This window comes from Frigoribacterium sp. 9N (genome assembly GCF_902506305.1).
Lineage (GTDB): Bacteria > Actinomycetota > Actinomycetes > Actinomycetales > Microbacteriaceae > Frigoribacterium.
The window spans coordinates 324290-343615 of sequence record NZ_LR733391.1 but is presented as its reverse complement, the minus strand read 5'-3'; the positions used below and the strand labels follow the sequence as shown (position 1 = coordinate 343615).

12 protein-coding genes are annotated in these 19326 nt (G+C 72.3%); 11 read left to right on the top strand and 1 reads right to left on the bottom strand.

Annotated features, from left to right (window positions below; genetic code table 11):
- The first annotated feature begins 32 nt into the window (after positions 1-32).
- The 7 genes from ARTHRO9V_RS02100 (at position 33) to ARTHRO9V_RS02070 (ending at position 14887) form a co-directional block, all read left to right on the top strand.
- On the top strand, positions 33-1397 hold the full coding sequence (locus ARTHRO9V_RS02100) for a serine/threonine-protein kinase (protein WP_236556838.1): 1365 nt from the start codon (positions 33-35) through the stop codon (positions 1395-1397).
- The gene (locus ARTHRO9V_RS02095) at positions 1397-7201 is read left to right on the top strand and encodes an Ig-like domain-containing protein (RefSeq protein ID WP_159825236.1); all 5805 of its coding nucleotides are present in this window, start codon (positions 1397-1399) and stop codon (positions 7199-7201) included. Before ARTHRO9V_RS02100 ends, ARTHRO9V_RS02095 begins: the two co-directional genes overlap by 1 nt.
- Before the next feature lie 34 nt (positions 7202-7235).
- On the top strand, positions 7236-8207 hold the full coding sequence (locus ARTHRO9V_RS02090; protein ID WP_056045870.1) for a MoxR family ATPase: 972 nt from the start codon (positions 7236-7238) through the stop codon (positions 8205-8207).
- Positions 8204-9667, top strand: a complete 1464-nt coding sequence (locus ARTHRO9V_RS02085; RefSeq protein WP_233568338.1) for a DUF58 domain-containing protein — start codon at positions 8204-8206, stop codon at positions 9665-9667. Before ARTHRO9V_RS02090 ends, ARTHRO9V_RS02085 begins: the two co-directional genes overlap by 4 nt.
- Positions 9664-12036, top strand: coding sequence for a transglutaminase domain-containing protein (locus ARTHRO9V_RS02080; protein WP_159825234.1), 2373 nt, complete (start codon positions 9664-9666; stop codon positions 12034-12036). Before ARTHRO9V_RS02085 ends, ARTHRO9V_RS02080 begins: the two co-directional genes overlap by 4 nt.
- Positions 12036-13931, top strand: a complete 1896-nt coding sequence (locus tag ARTHRO9V_RS02075; protein WP_159825232.1) for a zinc-ribbon domain-containing protein — start codon at positions 12036-12038, stop codon at positions 13929-13931. The genes ARTHRO9V_RS02080 and ARTHRO9V_RS02075 overlap by 1 nt, the downstream gene beginning before the upstream one ends.
- Positions 13932-14026: 95 nt before the next feature.
- Positions 14027-14887, top strand: a complete 861-nt coding sequence (locus ARTHRO9V_RS02070; protein WP_159825230.1) for a hypothetical protein — start codon at positions 14027-14029, stop codon at positions 14885-14887.
- Here ARTHRO9V_RS02070 and ARTHRO9V_RS02065 read toward each other — a convergent pair.
- The gene (locus ARTHRO9V_RS02065) at positions 14884-15900 is read right to left on the bottom strand and encodes an asparaginase (RefSeq protein ID WP_056047589.1); all 1017 of its coding nucleotides are present in this window, start codon (positions 15898-15900) and stop codon (positions 14884-14886) included. The genes ARTHRO9V_RS02070 and ARTHRO9V_RS02065 overlap by 4 nt on opposite strands.
- A 69-nt stretch (positions 15901-15969) precedes the next feature.
- On the opposite strand from ARTHRO9V_RS02065, the gene ARTHRO9V_RS02060 reads away from it, so the two are divergent.
- From ARTHRO9V_RS02060 to dxr, 4 genes are all read left to right on the top strand, one after another.
- Positions 15970-16461, top strand: coding sequence for an OsmC family protein (locus tag ARTHRO9V_RS02060; RefSeq protein WP_159825229.1), 492 nt, complete (start codon positions 15970-15972; stop codon positions 16459-16461).
- A gap of 74 nt (positions 16462-16535) precedes the next feature.
- Positions 16536-17096 (top strand): FKBP-type peptidyl-prolyl cis-trans isomerase, encoded by a 561-nt coding sequence (locus tag ARTHRO9V_RS02055; RefSeq protein ID WP_056045854.1) that lies wholly within the window; start codon positions 16536-16538, stop codon positions 17094-17096.
- Between the two features lie 36 nt (positions 17097-17132).
- Positions 17133-18146, top strand: a complete 1014-nt coding sequence (locus ARTHRO9V_RS02050) for an FKBP-type peptidyl-prolyl cis-trans isomerase (RefSeq protein ID WP_123570224.1) — start codon at positions 17133-17135, stop codon at positions 18144-18146.
- A 74-nt stretch (positions 18147-18220) separates the two neighbouring features.
- Positions 18221-19297: a 1-deoxy-D-xylulose-5-phosphate reductoisomerase gene (dxr, locus tag ARTHRO9V_RS02045; RefSeq protein ID WP_123570223.1), complete on the top strand. Its 1077-nt coding sequence runs from the start codon at positions 18221-18223 to the stop codon at positions 19295-19297.
- Positions 19298-19326 lie beyond the last annotated feature (29 nt).

Below are 19326 nucleotides of genomic sequence, written 5' to 3'. Positions count from 1 at the left end.
CCCCCGTGCTGCCGGGATTCTCGCATGTGCGCGTGCTCGGGTCGGGCGGCTTCGCCGACGTGTTCCTCTACGAACAGAACATGCCGCGCCGGCAGGTCGCGGTGAAGGTCATGCTCAGCGAGGTCGTGAACGACCAGGTCCGCCAGATGTTCCAGGCCGAGGCGAACCTCATGGCCCAGCTGAGTGCCCACCCGTCGATCCTCACGGTGTTCCAGGCCAGCGTCTCGGCCGACGGCCGTCCGTACCTGGTGATGGAACTCTGTTCGTCGTCGTTGAGCGAGCGGTACCGGCGCGACCGCATCCCCGTCGCCGACGTGCTGCGCATCGGCGTCAAGATCGGCAGCGCGGTCGAGACGGCCCACCGGCAGGGCGTCCTGCACCGCGACCTGAAACCGTCGAACATCCTCATGACGGCCTACGGACACCCCGTGCTGTCCGACTTCGGCATCGCCGCGTCCCTCAGCGAGAGCGAGCCGCAGGAGGTCGTCGGCATGTCGATCCCGTGGTCGGCCCCCGAGGTGCTGCTCGACGAGACCAACGGCACCATCGAGTCCGAGGTGTGGTCCCTCGGGGCGACGGTGTACTCGCTGCTCGCGGGCCGGAGCCCCTTCGAGGTCCTCGGCGGCGACAAGAACGGCGCGTCCGACCTGATCGGTCGCATCGACAAGGCCAAGCTCGTGCCGACCGGACGGACGGACGTCCCTCCCACCCTCGAGCGACTGCTCGCGAGGTCCATGTCGCGGCGCCCCGAGAACCGCCAGGCCAGCGTCCTCGAGTTCGTGCGCGAGCTCCAGCAGGTCGAGAGCGAGATCGGCGTCGCGCAGACCCCCATCGAGGTGGCGGTCGACGACTGGGCCCTGGCGACCGTGGCCGACCTCGAGGACAAGACGCGCCTCCGGGGTGTGACCCCCGTGCAGGCCTCGCGACGTCGCCGCCGGCGCCGGGCGACCGAGGCCCAGGTCCAGGCGCAGAACGGCGGTTCGCTCCAGCAGAGCCGCGCCGTGCCTCGCAGCACGGGTACACGTCCGACGCGCCGTCGGTCGCTGCTCGTCGTGACGTGGGCCCTCGTGGCGGCATCGGTGGTGGGGATCGGCCTCGCGGCCGCCGCGACGCTGGTGCTCGTCCGCTCGACGTCGACCGACATCCCCCGGGTGGCCGACGTCGCGTCGTCGAGCGACGGCTCCTCGGTGGTCTTCACCTGGAGCGACCCGGGGCTCCGGGCGGGTGACACCTACGTCATCTCGACCGGGGGGCAGACGAGCCAGCAATCCGCCGACCGGTTCGTCGCCACCCCCGCCGACCCGGGTGACGAGGTCTGCATCACCGTCTCCGTGAGCCGCGGTGGTTCGACCGGCCCGGAGAGCAACGAGAACTGCGCGACGGCGGGTCAGGGCTGATGGGGCGGCTGCTCGACTGGGCCTCCCGTCGTCGATCCGCCGTCGTGACCGGGGTCGGAGTGGTCGTGGTGGCCACGCTCGTGACGACCGTCGCCGTGGCCAGCGGTGGCTACGAGGCCCAGCGCGTCGACCTCTCCGACGGAACGGTCTGGGTCGCCAACGGAGAACGCGCCGCGATCGGTCGGGCGAACACCGACGTCCTGCAGCTCAACTCCGCCGTGCGCGGCACCGGTGCCGACCTCTCGGTCGTCCAGCGCGAGCAGGACGTCCTGCTCGTGGATCGCAGCAACGCCACGGTCGGTGTCGTCGACACCGCCACGGCCGAGGTGGCCGAGAGCGTCCCGCTCCCGCCCGAATCGCCCGACGTGTCGATCGCCGGGGACCGTGTGCTCGTCGTGTCACAGGGCACGGGGGAGGTCTGGAGCCAACCGCTCTCCGACCTGGCGTCCTTCAGCAACCAGGTCGACCCCGATCTCAGCCTCGGCAAGGGACTGGTCACCGACGTCACGCCCGACGGCCGTGTGGTCGCCTACTCGTCCGACACCGGCAGGGTGTCGATCTTCGACGGAACGGTGTCACCCGACGTCGCCGAGACGCACGACGTGCCCGCCTCGTCGTCCTCCGGGTACCAGGTGGCCTCGGTCGGCGGTCACTGGGCCGTGCTCGATGCCGTCACGGGGGCACTGGTCGTCGACGGACGGCAGGTCGACCTGTCCGACCGGGCCTCGGGCGGGCTCGCCCTGCAGACGGGGTCCGACACGGGCGACGAGGTCCTGGTCGCGACGTCCACCGGCCTCTTGTCCGTGTCGATCGATTCCTCACGGGTCGCCGAGGTCGTCGGCGGCCGCGAGGGCGAGCCCGCGCGACCCGTCGTCGTCGGCGACTGCCGCTTCGGCGCCTGGGCGGGCGGGTCGGCGTGGAGCGACTGTGCGTCGGCCCGCGGGGGAGTCCTCGACCTCGACCAGGTCACCGGAGGGGCGAGCCTGGTCTTCGACGTCAACGCGCGCCGGGTCGTGCTCAACGATCCGGCGTCGGGTCGGTCGTGGGCGGTCCAGCGTTCCGGCGAGCTCATCGACAACTGGTCGGACCTCTTCCAAGAGGACCGCGACCAAGAAGAGCAACAGGAGAACGACGACCAGCAACCGCCCGAGCTGGATCTCGACCAGAAACCACCGGTCGCCGTGGACGACGCGTTCGGCGCACGACCCGGTCGAGCGAGCACCCTGCCCGTGCTGCTCAACGACTACGACCCGAACGGCGACCCGCTCGTGATCGACGACGTGTCCGCACTCGACGATGCCGTCGGCCGGATCGACCTCGTCAACGACCGACAACAGGTGCTCCTCACCCTCACCGACTCGGCTTCCGGCACGTTCTCGGTCGACTACACCATCTCCGACGGACGCGGCGGTCAGGCCAGCGCGACGGTCACCCTCACCGTCCGCCAACCGTCGGAGAACTCGCCGCCGCAGCAGGCGCGCAGGACGTCGGCGTCGGTGTCGTCGTCGGGGCGGGTCACCACCTCGGTGCTCGGCGACTGGATCGACCCCGACGGTGACGCCTTCTACCTGACCTCGGCAGGAGGGGCGCCGGGAGTGTCGTACAAGCCCTCGGGGGACGTCGTCTACCAGGACGCCGGTGCGGGCGACACGACCGTCGAGGTCCCCTTGACGGTCTCGGACGGCCGTGACGAGGGGCGAGGATCGCTCGCGATCACCGTGATGGGGGCAGGGCAGGTGCCCCTCGAAGCCCTGCCCTTCTCGCAGCAGGCCTATGCGGGCCAGCAGCTGACCGTGCGGCCGCTGACCTACGCTCGAGGCGGCACGGGCACCGTCAAGCTGAACAGCGTCCCGGCGAAGGCCGACGTCACCGTCACGCCGAACTACGAACAGGGCACGTTCCGGTTCCTCAGCGACGTGCCCGGGACCCACCTGCTCGAGTACACCGTGACGGACGGCGACCAGACGGCGACCGGCACGGTCAGGGTGGACGTCCAATCCCCTCCGGACGCGGGCACACCGCCCGTCACGACGCCCAAGACGATCTTCGTCGAGACGTTGGGCACGCAGACGCTCGACGTCGTCGCGACCGATCGTGACCCGGCCAACAACGTCCTCATGCTCACGGCGACCGATGCCGTGCCCGCCGCGTCCGGGGTCAGGGTCGAGACCCTCGATCAGCGCTACGCCCGCATCACGCTCGCGGCCCCGCTCGACGACGGGCCGGTCACCTTCGGCTACACCGTCAGCAACGGCCTCGCCTCCGCGCCCGGCACCGTGACGGTGGTCGAGATCCCGCGCCGGGCGATCACCCAGCCGCCGATCGCGACCGACGACCAGGTGACCGTCCGGGTGGGGGACTCCATCGACATCGACGTCCTCGCCAACGACGAGCAGCCCGACGGCGACGAGTTGACGCTGGTGCCGCGACTCGAGAGGGACGTCCCGGCCGGCAGCGGGTTGCTCTTCGCGTCGGGTAACCGTCTGCGGTACCTGGCCCCCACCACCCCGGGCAACGTCACGGCGACCTACACCGTCGAGGGCCCCGACGGGCAGCGGGCCTCGGCCCAGGTCGCCATCGCGGTCCGCGAGGTCGACGCGGGCAGCAACGCCGCCCCCGCGCCCCAGTCGGTGACGGCGCGCGTCGTCGCAGGCGAGACCGTGCGCATCGGCGTTCCGCTCGACGGCATCGATCCCGACGGCGACTCGGTCCAGCTGCTCGGGGTGGGCACGAACCCCGAGAAGGGCAGCGTGTCGACCGTCGGCACCGACTACGTCGAGTACCAGGCGAACGCCAGCTCGGCGGGCACCGACAGCTTCACCTACGCGGTCGTGGACGGCTTGGGTGCCCGGGCCACGGGCACTGTCCGTGTGGGGATCTCGACCCGCGCCGACGGATCCCGCAACCCGATCGCCGTCGCGGACGCCGTGACGATGCGACCCGGGGGTTCCATCACGGTCCGTGTGCTCGACAACGACTCCGACCCCGACGGGGGCGCGTTGTCGGTCGACGCCGTCGAGCCGAACGGCGAGGGCGTCGTCGCGAAGGTCGTGTCGGGGACGATGGTGTCGGTGACGCCCCCCGAGACCCCCGGGACGTACGGCCTCGTCTACACGGTGTCGAACGAGCGCGGCGGGCAGAGCTCGACCTTCGTCACCGTGACCGTCGACCCCGACGCACCGTTGAACTACCCGCTCGCCGACGACACGGTGCTCGAACTCAGCGACATCGCCGGTCGGCAGACCGTGACGGTCAACCCCCTGACCAACGTGTTCTTCTCGGACGGCAGCACGTCGCAGCTCGACCTCGGACTGGCCCCGGGATTCGGCTCGACGGCCGAGGTGACGCCGAACTCACGCGTGACCGTCCGCATCACCGACTCGAGCCAGATCATCCCGTTCTCGGTCTCGAGGAAGGACGACCCGGGCGTCCGCTCCTACGCGTTCATCGTCGTGCCCGGTTTCGACGACGCCCTGCCGCAGGTCGACCGGACGGTCCGCCCAATCACGGTCGAGAGCGAGAAGGCCGTCACGATCGACCTCGACCGCTACGTGATCTCCGCCGGCACCAACGGCGTCCGACTGACCGACCCCGCGACGGTCCGGGCGACGAACTCGAACGGCGACGACCTCGTGGTCGACGACACGACCCTCCGGTTCACGTCCGCCGACCTGTTCTCGGGTACGGCCTCGATCTCGTTCCAGGTGACCGACGGTCGCTCGGCCGACGACCCGGACGGTCGGACGGCGTCGCTCGTGCTGCCCATCACGGTGACGTCGCGAGAGAACCAGCCACCCGTCTTCAACGGCACCTCGATCGACCTCGAACCGGGCCAGTCCCGCACGCTCGACCTCGCTCGGCTCACCACGTACCCCTATCCGGACGACGTCGACGAGCTCCGGTACTCGGTCGAACAGGGCGGCGTCGCGGGCTTCGGCTTCGACCTGTCCGGGTCGAAGCTCACCGTCTCGGCCGAGGCCGGCACCGCGAAGGGGACGAGCAGGTCGCTGCCCGTCGCCGTCAGCGATGCCCTCAACCCGGGCCGGAGCGGTGCCGTCACCGTGTCGGTGGTGGGATCGACCCGCCCGCTCGCTCAACCGGCCGCCGATCGTGCCGTCGTCAAGCGCGGGGCCTCGACCTCGGTCGACGTGTTGCAGAACGACCAGGCGACCAATCCCTTCCCCGGGCAGGCGCTGCGGGTGGTGGCGATCCGTGGGCTGAACGGGTCGTCCGTCCCGGCAGGCGTCTCGATCACGCCGAGCGGTGACAACCGGAGTCTCGCCGTCTCGGTCGCGGCGTCCGCGGCCCCCGGCGACACGAACCTCCAGTACCAGGTCGCCGACGTCACGGACGACCCCGACCGTTACGTCTGGGGCACCGTCACCATCAGCGTGCAGGACGTTCCGAACGCACCCAACGCCCCGGTCCGAACGGGCACCTTCACGGGGGGACAGCTCACCCTGAGCTACACGGCTCCGGCGGCCAACAACTCGCCGTTGACCGGCTACCGTCTGACCGGGGCCGGTTCGTCCGGGGGCTCGTACTCAAAGGCCTGCGGGCTGGCGACGGTCTGTACCCTGACCGACCTGCCCGCTGGCCAGCGGTTCTCCTTCACGGTCGTCGCCACCAACGGCGTCGGGGACTCCGCTGCCTCGGCGCCGAGTCCCGCCTACAGTGCCGACTACGTGCCCGCCGCGCCCACGGGCCTGAGCGCGACTGCGGTGCCGTCGGGCCAGGGCGACACCCGCATCACGTGGACGGACTCGCCGGACCCCCGGCCGGGCTCCGCGATCCAGTCGTACGTCGTCGAGTGGTCCGGGCCCACGACGGGCTCCCAGACCGTTCGCCGTGGAGTGCAGCAGAGCGTCATCCCCGGTCTCGTCCCGAACCAGAACTACACGGTGAACGTCTTCGGGAAGAACGACGCCGACGTCGACAGCGAGGCGGCGTGGGCCCGGGCGTCGCTGACGCGGGTGGTACCCGTCGGGAGCCCCGGGGCACCCCAGGTCACGGCCACCCCCGTGAGCGGTGGCGTGCAGATCACCTGGACGCCGTCGACCGCGAACGGCGGATCGGTTCCCACGTACCGGGTGGTCCGCGTCGCCGGCTCGGACGGGCCGGTGTCCTGCGACACCCCTGGTGACCCCGTTCCGCTCGCCGGCGGGGAAGCGACGGACTCGTCCGCGGAGGACGGAGTCAGCTACCTCTACGTCGTGAAGGCGGACAACGGCACCTTCTGTTCCGCGGGTTCGGGTCGGACCACGGCACTCAAGGCCCCGGGTGCTGCTCGCGCGACCGTGGCGTCGATCGAGAACGGTGGGGGACGCTTCGACGTCAGGGTCTCCGCGACCGACGTGGTGTCGGGTACGGCAGCCCGATTCGAGTGGTCGCAGAACGGGCAGACGGGTTGGCAGCCCCTGGCCGCCGACGGCTTCGTCTCCACCGGGGGATACGGCACCGAACTCCAGGTCTACGTCCGAGGCTGTCGAGACGCTTCCGAGACGTTCTGTGGCGCCGCGTCCGATCGTCAGGCCGCGACGCCCGTGACGGTGCGGCCCGTCATCGTCTCGTGCGTCCCCGGCGAACCCCTCGTGGTGAACCCGCCGTCGAACGGTAACCTCGACTTCTCGGCGACGGTCGAGTTCAACGTGTCGCCCCTCATCCTGGACAACTGGCAGTCGGGAGACAGGAACGGCGCGTACACGACGACGTCCCGGGTCGATCCCTCGGCGACGGAGGTCCGCATCCGCGGGACGGTCGACGGCAAGACCGACAGCGGCTACGCACGGGTCACCTGCGGCTGAAGCCCATGAACGACACATCGAGGAACGAAGACACATGAGCATGACCCCCGAGCAGGCGACCTGGTTCTCCGACATCTTCGGGCGACTGGTGGCCAACGTCGACCAGGTGCTGCTGGGCAAGACCTTCGTCGTGCGGCTGTCGTTCACGGCTCTGCTGAGCGAGGGGCACCTGCTGCTCGAGGACTTCCCGGGCACGGGCAAGACCTCGCTCGCCCGCGCGATCGCCCAGAGCGTCCAGGGCTCGAGCAACCGTGTGCAGTTCACCCCCGACCTCCTGCCCGGTGACATCACCGGCGTCAGCATCTACGACCAGAAGGCCGGTGGGTTCGAGTTCCACCGCGGGCCGATCTTCTCCAACATCGTCCTCGCCGACGAGATCAACCGCGCCAGCCCCAAGACGCAGTCCGCCCTCCTCGAGGTGATGGAGGAGAGCCGCGTGACGGTGGACGGCGTCAGCCACCCCGTGGGTTCGCCGTTCATGGTGATCGCCACCCAGAACCCGGTCGAGCAGGCCGGCACCTACCGTCTTCCCGAGGCCCAGCTCGACCGGTTCATCATGAAGACCTCGATCGGCTACCCCGACCACGCGGCGACCGTCCGCATCCTCGAGGGCTCCGCAACGAGGGTCCACGAGGGCAGCCTCAACCCGATCGTCCAGGCCGGGGTCATCACCGAGATGGCGCAACTCGCCCGCACCGTGCACGTCGAGCCCACCATCAGTGACTACGTCGCCCGGCTCGTCGACGGGACGCGCACGGCCCAGGAGGTCCGTCTCGGTGTGAGCGTCCGCGGTGCGCTGGCCCTCGTCCGTTCGGCCAAGACCTACGCGGCGTCCCTCGGTCGTCACTACGTGATCCCGGACGACGTCAAGTCGCTCGCCGAGCCCGTGCTCGCCCACCGTCTCGTGCTCGACCCCGAAGCGGAGTTCGACGGGGTCACGCCGTCCAGCGTCGTGAGCCAGCTGCTCATCGAGACGGCGCCACCCGCCGAGCGGGTAGCCGTGTGAGCGAGCGTCCCCGAGGCACCGACCGGGCCGCCCGGCCCGTGCCGGGGTCGACCGTGGACGGGTCCCGCGCCGGTCGGACACGACCGCGGGGCGGCACCCGCGGCGCCGACCAGCGATTCGATTCCGCGTTCTCGACGGGAACGCAAGGACTGACGAACGCCCGGACCCGGATCGTCGGCGACCGTACCGGCATCGGAGCGGACCTGCTCGTCCTGCTGGTCAGGACGACGCGTGGGGCTCGCCGTTCCGTCCGCCGGGCGTTCACCAGCGCCTCCTCGGTGGTCACGCCCTTCGGGTGGTCGATGCTCGTCGCCGCACCGGTCGGGCTGCTCGTCGGCTACCTGCTCGGCTGGACCGAGTTGGTGGTGGTCGGGTTCGCCGCGATCGTCCTGCTGCTCGTCGCAGGGCTCGCTCTCGTCGGACGGAACACCGTCCGCATCACGCTCGAGATCCCGCACGAGCGCGTGGCCGTCGGCGCCCCGGCGGCCGGCACCGTGCGGGTGCGCAACGCGAGCGCCCGCCGCATCCTCGGAGTGTCCGTCGAGGTCCCCGTCGGACCGGGGCTCGCCGAGATCGGCCTGCCGAGCCTCCGCTCGGGAGACGAGGTCGCCGAGTCGTTCGACCTGCCCACCACCCGACGCGGCGTCGTGGCCGTGGGTCCGGTCAGCACCGTGCGAGGCGACCCGGTCGGCCTCGCCCGACGCGAGATCGAATGGACCGGCGTCACCGAGGTGTTCGTGCACCCCCGCACCATCGGCATCCCGAGCACGAGCACGGGTCTCATCCGTGACCTCGAGGGCAATCCGACGCGTGACCTCTCGCCCAGCGACATCTCGTTCCACGCCCTGCGCGAGTACCAGCCGGGCGACGAACGACGGAACATCCACTGGAAGTCGACCGCCAAGACGGGCACCTACATGGTGCGGCAGTTCGAGGAGAGCAGGCGCAGCCACCTGGTCATCGCCCTGAGCCTCGCGGCCGGTGACTTCGCCAACGACGACGAGTTCGAACTGGCCGTCAGCGTCGCGGGTTCTCTCGGTGCTCGCGCCATCCGTGACGCGCGTGAGGTCAGCGTCGTCGTCGGCGAGACCACCCCCGAGTTCGCCAAGCGGAAGAACCTCGAGATCCGCTCCCTGAGCACGCTGACCCGGAACCGCCTGCTCGACGAACTCGCGGTCGTCACGTCGGCGGAGTCGGCGCTGGCCATCACCGACGTCGCGCGGGTGGCGGGTGATCAGGTCGTGGGGATCTCGGTGGCGTTCCTCGTCGTCGGGTCCACGACGACGGTCACCGAGATGCGCGCCGCAGCCCTGCAGTTCCCCCTGGGGGTGGAGGCGGTGGCGATCGTGTGCGACCCCGAGACGGTCCCCGGCATGAGGCGCATCGCCGATCTCACCGTGCTGACCATCGGGTTCCTCGAGGACCTGCAGAAGTCGCTCGCCCGAACGGCGAGCGCATGAGCGTCGTCGACGGGGTCCGGACGCCCGCGGGGCCCGCGGCGCCTGCTCCGCGCGCACGGTCCCGCGCGCGGCCGTCACGACTGCGAGCCCCGTTCGTCGCCTGGGTCGTCGCGTTGTTCGCGGCCTCGCTCGGCGCCGCCACCGTGACCTTCTGGCCGGTGTACGAGAGCGCCGCCTTCGTCGTGCTCGTCGTCGTCGCCTTCGCCGTCGGCGTGGTCATCGCGCTGGGCACCGCCGCCCTCCGGCTGTCGAGCGTGTGGGTGTTCGCGGCGACGATCGTGGCGTACCTGTTGCTCGGGGTGCCGCTCGCCGTGCCGTCGCAAGCCTTCGGCGGCGTGCTGCCCACGGGTCGGGGCCTCCTGACGTTGGTCTCGGCGACCGCTCTCGGCTGGAAGCAGCTCGTCACCATCGCCTTGCCGGTGGGCAGCTACGAGGCCCTGCTGGTGCCGGTCTTCGCGCTGGTCCTCGTCGGCACGGTCGTCGGCCTGTCCGTCGCGCTCCGCAGCCGACGCGGAGAACTCGCCGTCGTCGTTCCCGTCGTCGTCTGGATCGCGGCGATCGTGCTCGGTCCGGGCGAGGCCTGGTGGCCCCGCGTCACCGGTCTCGCCGTGTTGGTGACGGTGGTCGTCTGGGTCGTCTGGTGGCGCCTCCGTCGACGTCGCATCGCGCTCGGGGCCCTCACCACCCGTGCTGTCACGACGTCTGCCGGGCACCGCCCGGTGGCCGTCCGGGCCGTCGTCGGTGCGTTCGCCACGCTGGCCGTCGCGGGGACGGCCGGCACGGTCGCCGTCGCCGCGATCCCGCCGGTCACCTCGCGGACCGTGGCCCGCACGGTGGTCGAGCAACCGTTCGATCCGCGGGACCACGTCAGCCCGCTCAGCGGCTTCCGGGCGTACGAACAGGAGCCCACCGTCGACCAGGCGCTCCTCACGGTCGCGGGCCTCCGCGACGGTCAGCGACTGCGGGTGGCGACGCTCGACACCTACGACGGTGTCGTCTACAGCGTCGGCAGCGGCGAGGTCGACAGCGCCTCCGGGTTCTTCACCCGCGTGCCGTCCGACGTCGACCAATCCCGCGTCGACGGGCAGGCGACCGCGGTGGACGTCACGATCGGTGCCTACGACGACCTCTGGCTCCCCACCGTCGGCCGACTCGAGTCCGTCTCGTTCGGCGGACCCACGGCGGAAGCCCGGCGGGACGCGTTCTTCTACAACGACCTCACGGGTACGGCGGCCGTCCTCGGCGGACTGCGACAGGGCGATTCGTACCGACTGGACGCGGTCGAGCCCCGCCAGCCCGGCGACGACGAGCTCGACGCGCTCACACCGGGGACCGCCACCGTGCCGACGCCGCGGGACGTGCCCGACGAGCTCACCTCCTCGCTCGAGGAGGACGTCGCCGGGGTCCAGGGCCCCGGGGCGCGCCTCCGGGCGGCGCTGAGCGCCCTGCGCGAGGACGGCTACGTGAGCCACGGCGTCACCGCCGACGAACCCGTCAGCCGATCCGGGCACGGTGCGGACCGCATCGCCCAGCTCTTCACCGACCCCGTCATGATCGGCGACGCCGAGCAGTACGCGACGGCCGCCGCGCTCATGGCCGACCGGCTGGGGTTCCCCGCGAGGGTCGTCATGGGATTCGCCCCCGAGACGGACGGGGGCCCCGTCGACGTCACGGGGTCGAGCGTGACCGCCTGGATCGAGGTCGACACCGCCCAGTACGGCTGGGTGGCGCTCGACCCGAACCCGGCCGAACGTCCCATCCCCGAGGACCAGGTACAGGACCCGACGCAGATCTCCCGGCCCGAGTCCGTCGTCCAGCCCCCACCCCAGGATCCTCAGATGCGGGACGACCAGACGCCGCCGCAGTCCGAGCAGGACGATCCCGAGACCCCTCCGGCCTGGTTGGCCATCGTCCTGGCGGTCGTGCGGGTCGTCGGCTGGAGCGCCCTCGTCGCCGGTCTGCTCGCGGCCCCGTTCGTGACGGTCGTGGTCCTCAAGGCGCAGCGGCGTCGTCGCCGCCGAACGGCGACGAGTCCCTCCGACCGCATCAGCGGCGGCTGGCACGAGTTCCAGGACGCCGTGGTCGACCACGGCATCCGCACCCCGCCCGCGGCGACCCGGAGCGAGGTCGCCGCCGTCGTCGGTGGCTCGCGTCCCGCCGTGCTCGCCCGGGTGGCGGACCGTGCGGTGTTCTCGCCGAACCCGCCCGCGGAGTCCGACGCCGACCGCGTCTGGACGGCCGTCGCCGAGATGAGACACGCCCTCGGCGTCGGGCTCACGAGGCGGCAGCGGTTCGCCGCGGCGGTCTCGCTCCGATCTTTGCGTGGTTACCATGGGCGCACCCCTCCCGAGCGACAGAGGAACGACTGATGTACTGCCCCACCTGTGCCAGCCCCCTGCCCGTCGGCGCGATGTTCTGCGGCGAGTGCGGTCGGGCGGTCTCGAGCGCAGACCTCGCGGCCGCCCGCCGTCGGGCGGACGCCGCCGCCGAGCACGTCGACGCCACCAGTGCACCCGACCTGCCCGAGGCTCCTCCGCGTGCGACCTCGCACCCCCGCCGCAGCGATGCGCAACCCCCGTGGTGGGTGCGCGACCGTCAGGCCGACACCGGCGTGCCCGAGGTCGAGGTCGAGCCGACCCGTGTCGATCACGCGCGGTCCGAAGTGCCCGCGTCGGCTCCCGAGCCCCCGGTGTGGCCGGTCGACGATCGAACCGTCGTGTCCACGGGCGAGGACGACCGCCCGACGGCCTCCGAGGAGGCGCGGGCCGAGTCCCCGAGGACCCCTGACCCCGGCAACCCCACCGTCTCCGGCATCCCCGCCGTCCTCGACGGCCCGGTCGGGGCCCTCGCGACGCCGCCACCCGAGACGGTCGGATCGCCGACACCGCTCCGAGTGCCCTCCGAGCACCCCGACAACGGGCCCCGCCCCTCGTCCGCCCCGCTCTGGACGGCGTCGTTGACGCCTCTCCCATCGGACGATTCCTCTCCCGACGTGGTGGCCGCCGTCGAACCCCCCTCCGCCGAGGCGCCCCACGGACGTCGAGACGACGACGGCGAGGTCCGGTCAGGCGAGGTCGAGACGTCCACCGCCCCTGACGGAACCCGGCCGGTCGAGAACGACCACACCGAGGGCGCGACCGACCCCGAGGCGACGGTGATGCCGGACGAGTCCGCTCCCTCGTCCGACTCCGCCTCCGAGGTCGCCCCCGGCGACCGGGTCGCACCTCCTGCGGGCCCGCCGCCTCTCGTGCGGCCGACGGCCGACGGGCCGCGGGACGGCGACACCGCCCCGGTGGCCGCCCTCGGCCGTGACCTCCGCCCGCCCGTCCCGAGCGGGTCCCGGCCCGCTCTCCCCGAGTCCGACCGCCCTGAGCCCGTACCGCTCGTCGAGCCCGCACCGCTCGTGGAGCCCGTACCGCTCGTCGAACCGGGCTCCGCCGTCGTCCCCGAACGGTGCACGCACTGTGGCGCACCCATCGACGAGGACGACATCTTCTGCGGCGAATGCGGTGCGGTCGTGCAGTCGGTCGCCTTGTCGTTCACGGGCCCGGTCGTCCCGCTCCCGCCCGAGTGGCGACCCGACGACGAGTCCGTCCTCCGCCGTCGTCCCGCCACACAGGACCGTGAGGGCGCCGGATCGGGCTCCGACGACGCCGGGACCTCTTCGAACGGCCCGAGCTCGGGCGACGACGTACCCGTCCGAGACGAGGCCGACGACCGGCAGGACGCCACGCCACGCCTGGCACCCGAACCGATCGACCACGTCCCGGGCTTCCGCGCCGAACGACCGGCGGCGACTGCGACGCCGAGCGTCGCCGGCGTCCCCCCTGCTCCCACGTCGTCGTCGGCTCCGTCCTGGCGCCCGCGTCGGGCGCCCGTCGACCTGCCCGACGACGCCGACGTCGACGAGACCCGGATCGTCCGTCGTGGTGTACTCGGGACCGAGTACGTGCTGCAGTTCAGCACCGGTGAGAGCATCACGGTCGACGGGACCGGCCTCGTCGGCCGTGCACCGACGCCCCAGCCGGGGGAGCGCTTCGACCAGCTCGTCCGCATCGTCGATCCCGGCAAGTCCGTGTCGAAGACGCATCTGGAGTTCGGTCAGGAGGCCGGAGCCCTCTGGGTCAGCGACCGGTGGTCCGGCAACGGGACGGTCGTCCGTCCTCGTGACCTCCCGCCCCGCCGTGCCGATCCCGGAGTCCGCGTCCGCGTGACGCGTGGCACCCGGGTCGAGATCGGCGAGCAGTTCTTCGTCGTGGTCTGACCCACGGCTCCTCCCCACGCGGCAGGGTGGTCGGTCCTTCCCCCGACCCGACCACCCGGTACCCGCCGCGGCCGGTGCTCCGCTCCACTGGAGTCATGAACTCCTCGACCACCGCGGCGTCACCGGTCCTGCCGTCCCGCGTCCGGCTGCCGTCCGGGCCGGCCAGACCCCGCCCGACGGCGACGCCCGTGGCGGCGATGTCGATGGGTGCCGTCGTGTCCGCGTGCGGTGCTCTCGTCCCGTGGACCGCGCCGCCTGCCGTCCTCGGGCTCTCGCTCGCGACGGCTCTCGCGGTCCTCGTCGGCTGGGCCGTCGACCGTGTCGTCGGGGCGACGCTCACGGCACGGCGCGAACGGTCGAGGTTCCTGGCCGCCCTCGACGACGTCGACGAGGTCGTCGCGCGCCTCCGGGCGGTGCGGTCGCGTGAGCTGGCCGACTGGTACCCGACGGCCGATCGGCTCGACGAGTGCGACGTCGCACGTCGTCCGACCCGGGTGCTGGTGCTCGGGGTGGGTCGCGCCTCCAGCGGGCTCGTCCTCGAGGGGCGTCCCGAGGACGACCTCGAGCCGGGCGACCCGGTCGCCGAACGTCTGGCACGCCTCCGGGCCGAGGCGGCCACCCTCGACGAGGCTCCGCTGTGCCTGCCCCTCTCGTCGGTCGTCAGGGTCGTCGGTCCACCCGTGGTGGCCGAGGCCGTGGCGTCGGGCCTCCGCCGTCAGCTCCGGGCCGCAGGGGCATCGTCGGTCGACGCGGCCGCGGCGATCGACTGCGTGGTGGTCCGGGCGCCGACCTCGGGCGGGGCCCGGCCCGAGGCCGAGCCACCCCCGGTCGACACCGTCGTCGTGATCGGTCAGGACGGAGGGGCCACGGTCACCCTCAAGGACGGCCGGCCGTGCCGACAGAGCCTGCGGGTCGCCTTCGTGTCGGTGCTCGACGACGTCGCGCGGTGCGCCTAGCGGTCGACCCCGCTGCCCAGGCGGATGCGGCCCACCAGGCCGTCACCGCCGGTGACCTTCTCGAGCGTGCGCTCGACGACGCGAGCGGCGGCGGCGGCGTCGACGGCCCCCTCGTCGACCAGGAGGCGCAGCGCGACCAGGGTGCCGGCCCTCACGTTCCCGTCGAGCACCTTCACGGCCACCGCGACGCCGTCGGTCGTGCCCATCACCATGACGCCCTCGGCGCCGAGCTTGGCCAGCACGCCCAGCTCGTCGATCGTCACCGTGTTGGCTCGACCGGGACCGTCGATCGCCCAGGCGTCGCCCAGGACGGCCTCGACGAGATGCGCGGCGTGGCCGTCGCGTCCCGACCCGGTCGCGCCGACCGATCCGGTGATGCGCGCGATCGCCCGGGCCAGGCCGACCACGGTGGTCGCGATCACCGGGGCACCGCAGCCGTCGACGCCGGAGTGGTCAGCGGCCTCGCCGGTGAACTCGGCGACCGTCTCGCGCACCGCGGCCTGCAGGGGGTGGTCGGTGGCGACGTAGCGGGACGGGTCCCAGTCGTTCTCGGCACAGGCAAGGAGGAACGCGGCGTGCTTGCCCGAACAGTTCATCGCGAGCCGGCGCGGCGCGGTGGCCTCGCGGGCGCTGGCCCGGTCACCGGGCCAGTCCGGCGGGCAGAGGAGGTCGTCCTCGGTGCTGCCCGACCGGCCGAGCAACGCCTCGACCACCTCGAGGTGGGCGGGCGTGCCCGCGTGGCTCGCCGTGGCCAGCACGGCCTGGGGACCGTCGAGGGAGACCCCCGACCGCAGCACCGTGAGCGCTTGCAGCGGCTTGAGGCACGAGCGCGGGTAGATGGTCGCGTCGGCGTCCCCGATCCGACGCAGTTCGCGTCCGTCGGCGTCCACGACGACACCGGCTCCGAGGTGACGGCTTTCGTCCCAACCCGAGCGCTCGAGCACGGCCAGCTCGACGCTGGCCGAGGCGGTCAGGGGGTGACGGGAGGGCGCGGCGGGGCGGGGGTCGGTCATGATGGGGAGTGTACCGAGGCCCGCCACGCGACCACGTCGCACCGACGAGGGGCCCGAGAGGGAGGCAGCATGCTCGACCACGACTACGCCGTCGACGTCCGTTGGACGGGCGACCGGGGCGAGGGCACGACCTCGTACCGTTCGTACGGCCGCGACGCCACGATCGTCGCCACCGGCAAGCAGCACGACGTCCTGGCGTCGGCCGACCGCACATTCCACGGTGACGCGGACCGCTGGAACCCCGAGGAGCTGCTGCTCGCCGCACTGGCGCAGTGCCACCTGCTCAGCTACCTGCACGTCGCCGCGGCCGCCGGGGTGGTCGTGGTCGCGTACGAGGACGCCGCCGTGGGACGGATGACCCAGACGCACGACGGCGGTGGTCGCTTCACCTCGGTGACCCTGCGGCCCCGGGTGACCGTCGCCGACGACGACATGGTCGTGCGCGCCCTCGAGCTGCACGCCGAGGCGAGCCGCAAGTGCTTCATCGCCGCGTCAGTCGCCTTCCCGGTCGGTCACGAGCCCACCGTCGTGGCGGTGTCCAGAGAAGCCGACCCGGCGTGAGGCAGAATGGCACGGCACCTCCGCCGCGCCGAGCCCCACGGCACGACCCCCGTCACCCCGACCGAGAGATCCCCATGCGCCGTTCCCTCGCCCTCCTGGCCGTCCCCGCCCTCCTCCTGTCGCTCGCGGCCTGTGCCGGTGACGCCGGCGGGTCCTCCGATGCGGCGACGCCGAGCAGCTCGTCGCAGGCGACCTCCGACGTCCCGCTGCGCGCCTCCGGCGAGCCCCAGGCCCCGCAGGACGGGTTCCCGACGGTCGAGCTCGACGCCGACGGCCGCCCGACGGTGACCGTCCCCGACGCGGACGCTCCGACCGAACTCGGTGTCGAGACCCTGATCAAGGGCGACGGAGCCACGGTCCAGGCCGGTGACACCGTCACCGTCCAGTACCAGGGCGTCATCTGGAACACGGGCGAGATCTTCGACGAGAGCTGGTCGCGCGGTGCACCGGCCACCTTCTCGACCGACCAGGTCATCACCGGCTTCGCGGACGGCATGGTCGGGCAGACCGTCGGATCGCAGACCGTCGTCGTCATCCCGCCGGCCGACGGTTACGGCGAGGCCGGCGCCCCGCAGGCCGGCATCTCGGGCACCGACACGCTCGTCTTCGTCATCGACATCCTCGCCGTCTCCTAGTCGACCGTCGCCGCCGACCCCCGACACGATTCCCCGATGATCCGCACCGCGCCTCCTCGTCCGTCCGCCCGTGTCCGCCGAGGACGGTTCGCCGCCGTGGCGGCCGTTCCGCTCGTCGTCCTCGTGCTGAGCGGCTGCACGGGGGGTTCCACCTCACCGTCGACGACGGCGAGCGGCGCGGCGGGCGACTGCAAGGCGCCGACGTCGGGGGCGCTGTCCGACGGCGTCGACGTCACGGGCGAGGTCGAGAGCAAGCCCGAGGTCGTCTTCGACACCCCGCTCGAGGTCTCGTCGACCCAGCGCACCACCCTGGTCGAGGGCAGCGGCGAGGTCGCCGGGCAGGGCGCGGTGGCCAACGTCCGCATCGCGGTCTACGACGCGACCACCGGGGCCGAGGTCACCTCGGCCGGTTTCGACGAGGGTCAGCAGCCCACGCAGCTCACGGTGAGCACCGACTACTACGTGCCGGGCATCGTCGACGCCATCGCCTGCGTGCCCTCGGGCAGTCGCACGGTGACCGTCGCCTCGGCGGCCGACATGACGACCGCGACCGCGGGGGAGCAGGCGGCCGCACCCACGCCCGTGGTCATCGTCGCGGACGTCGTCTCGATCGTGCCGACCAAGGCGACGGGTGAGGCCCAGCCCCCGAAGGACGGTTTCCCGACGGTCGAGCTCGCCGACGACGGTCGGCCCACCGTGACGATCCCGCCCGGCACCGAACCGCCGTCCGACCTGCAGATCGAGGTCCTGAAGAAGGGCGACGGCCCCGTCGTCCCCGACCCCGCGAACGTCACCGTCCAGTACCAGGGCGTGAACTGGACCACCGGCGAGGTCTTCGACCAGAGTTGGGGCAAGGGCACGCCGACACCGTTCTCGACCGACCAGGTCGTGCCCGGGTTCGCCAAGGCCATGATCGGTCAGACGGTCGGCTCGCAGGTCGTGGTGATCATCCCGCCCGCCGAGGGCTACGGCGAGGCCGGTCAACCGTCGGCCGGCATCGGGGGCACCGACACGCTCGTCTTCGTCATCGACATCCTCTCCGTCGCCTAGCCCCCGGTCCGCCCGACCACGGCTCGCCTCGCGGCGGTGGGCGGCCCCGACGACGCTCGCCCTAGGCTGATCCCATGCGTCGCATCACGATCCTCGGCTCCACCGGTTCGATCGGGGTCCAGGCCCTCGACGTCGTCCGGGCCCATCCCGACCTCTTCGAGGTCGTCGGCCTCTCCGCCGGTTCCGACCGTGAGGGCGTGGCCGCGCAGGCCGCCGAGTTCGGGGTCGAGCACACGGCGCTCGGCACCGACGAGTCGGTGCAACTCGTCCGCGACGTCCGGGCCGACGTCGTCCTGAACGGCATCACGGGCTCGGTCGGCCTCGCGCCGACCCTCGCCGCCCTCGACTCGGGGGCGTCGCTCGCCCTGGCCAACAAGGAGAGCCTGATCGTCGGAGGCGACCTCGTGACGAAGCGCGCCGCCCCCGGCCAGATCGTGCCGGTCGACTCCGAGCACTCGGCGATCGCGCAGGCGCTGCGGTCGGGCTCCGACCGCGAGGTGCGTCGGCTCGTCCTGACGGCGTCGGGTGGGCCGTTCCGCGGTCGCACACGGGAATCGCTGGCCGACGTCACCCCGCGCGAGGCGCTCGCGCACCCCACCTGGGACATGGGCCTTGTGGTGACGACGAACTCGTCGACCCTCGTCAACAAGGGGCTCGAGGTGATCGAGGCGCACCTGCTCTTCGACGTCGACTACGACCACATCGACGTCACGGTGCACCCGCAGTCGATCGTCCACTCGATGGTCGAGTTCGTCGACGGCTCGACCATCGCCCAGGCCTCGCCTCCCGACATGCGCCTCCCGATCTCGCTCGGGCTCGCCTGGCCGGACCGCGTCGCGGGCGTGGGGGTCCCGCTCGACTGGACCCGCGCCTCCACCTGGACGTTCGAGCCCCTCGACGAACAGGCCTTCCCGGCCGTGCGACTCGCCAAGCAGGTCGGGCGCGCGGGGGGGACGTACCCGGCCGTCTTCAACGCGGCCAACGAGCAGGCCGTCCTGGCGTTCCACGCGGGACGCGTCGGGTACCTCGACATCCTCGACGTGGTCGAGGCCGTCGTCGACCGGCACACCGCGGGCGAGAGCAGCCTCGAGGGCGTGCTCGAGGCCGAACGCTGGGCCCGTGCCGAGGCGGACGCGCTGCTGGCCCGCTGAGCCCGCCGCCCCAGTTCGGGGCTCCCAGC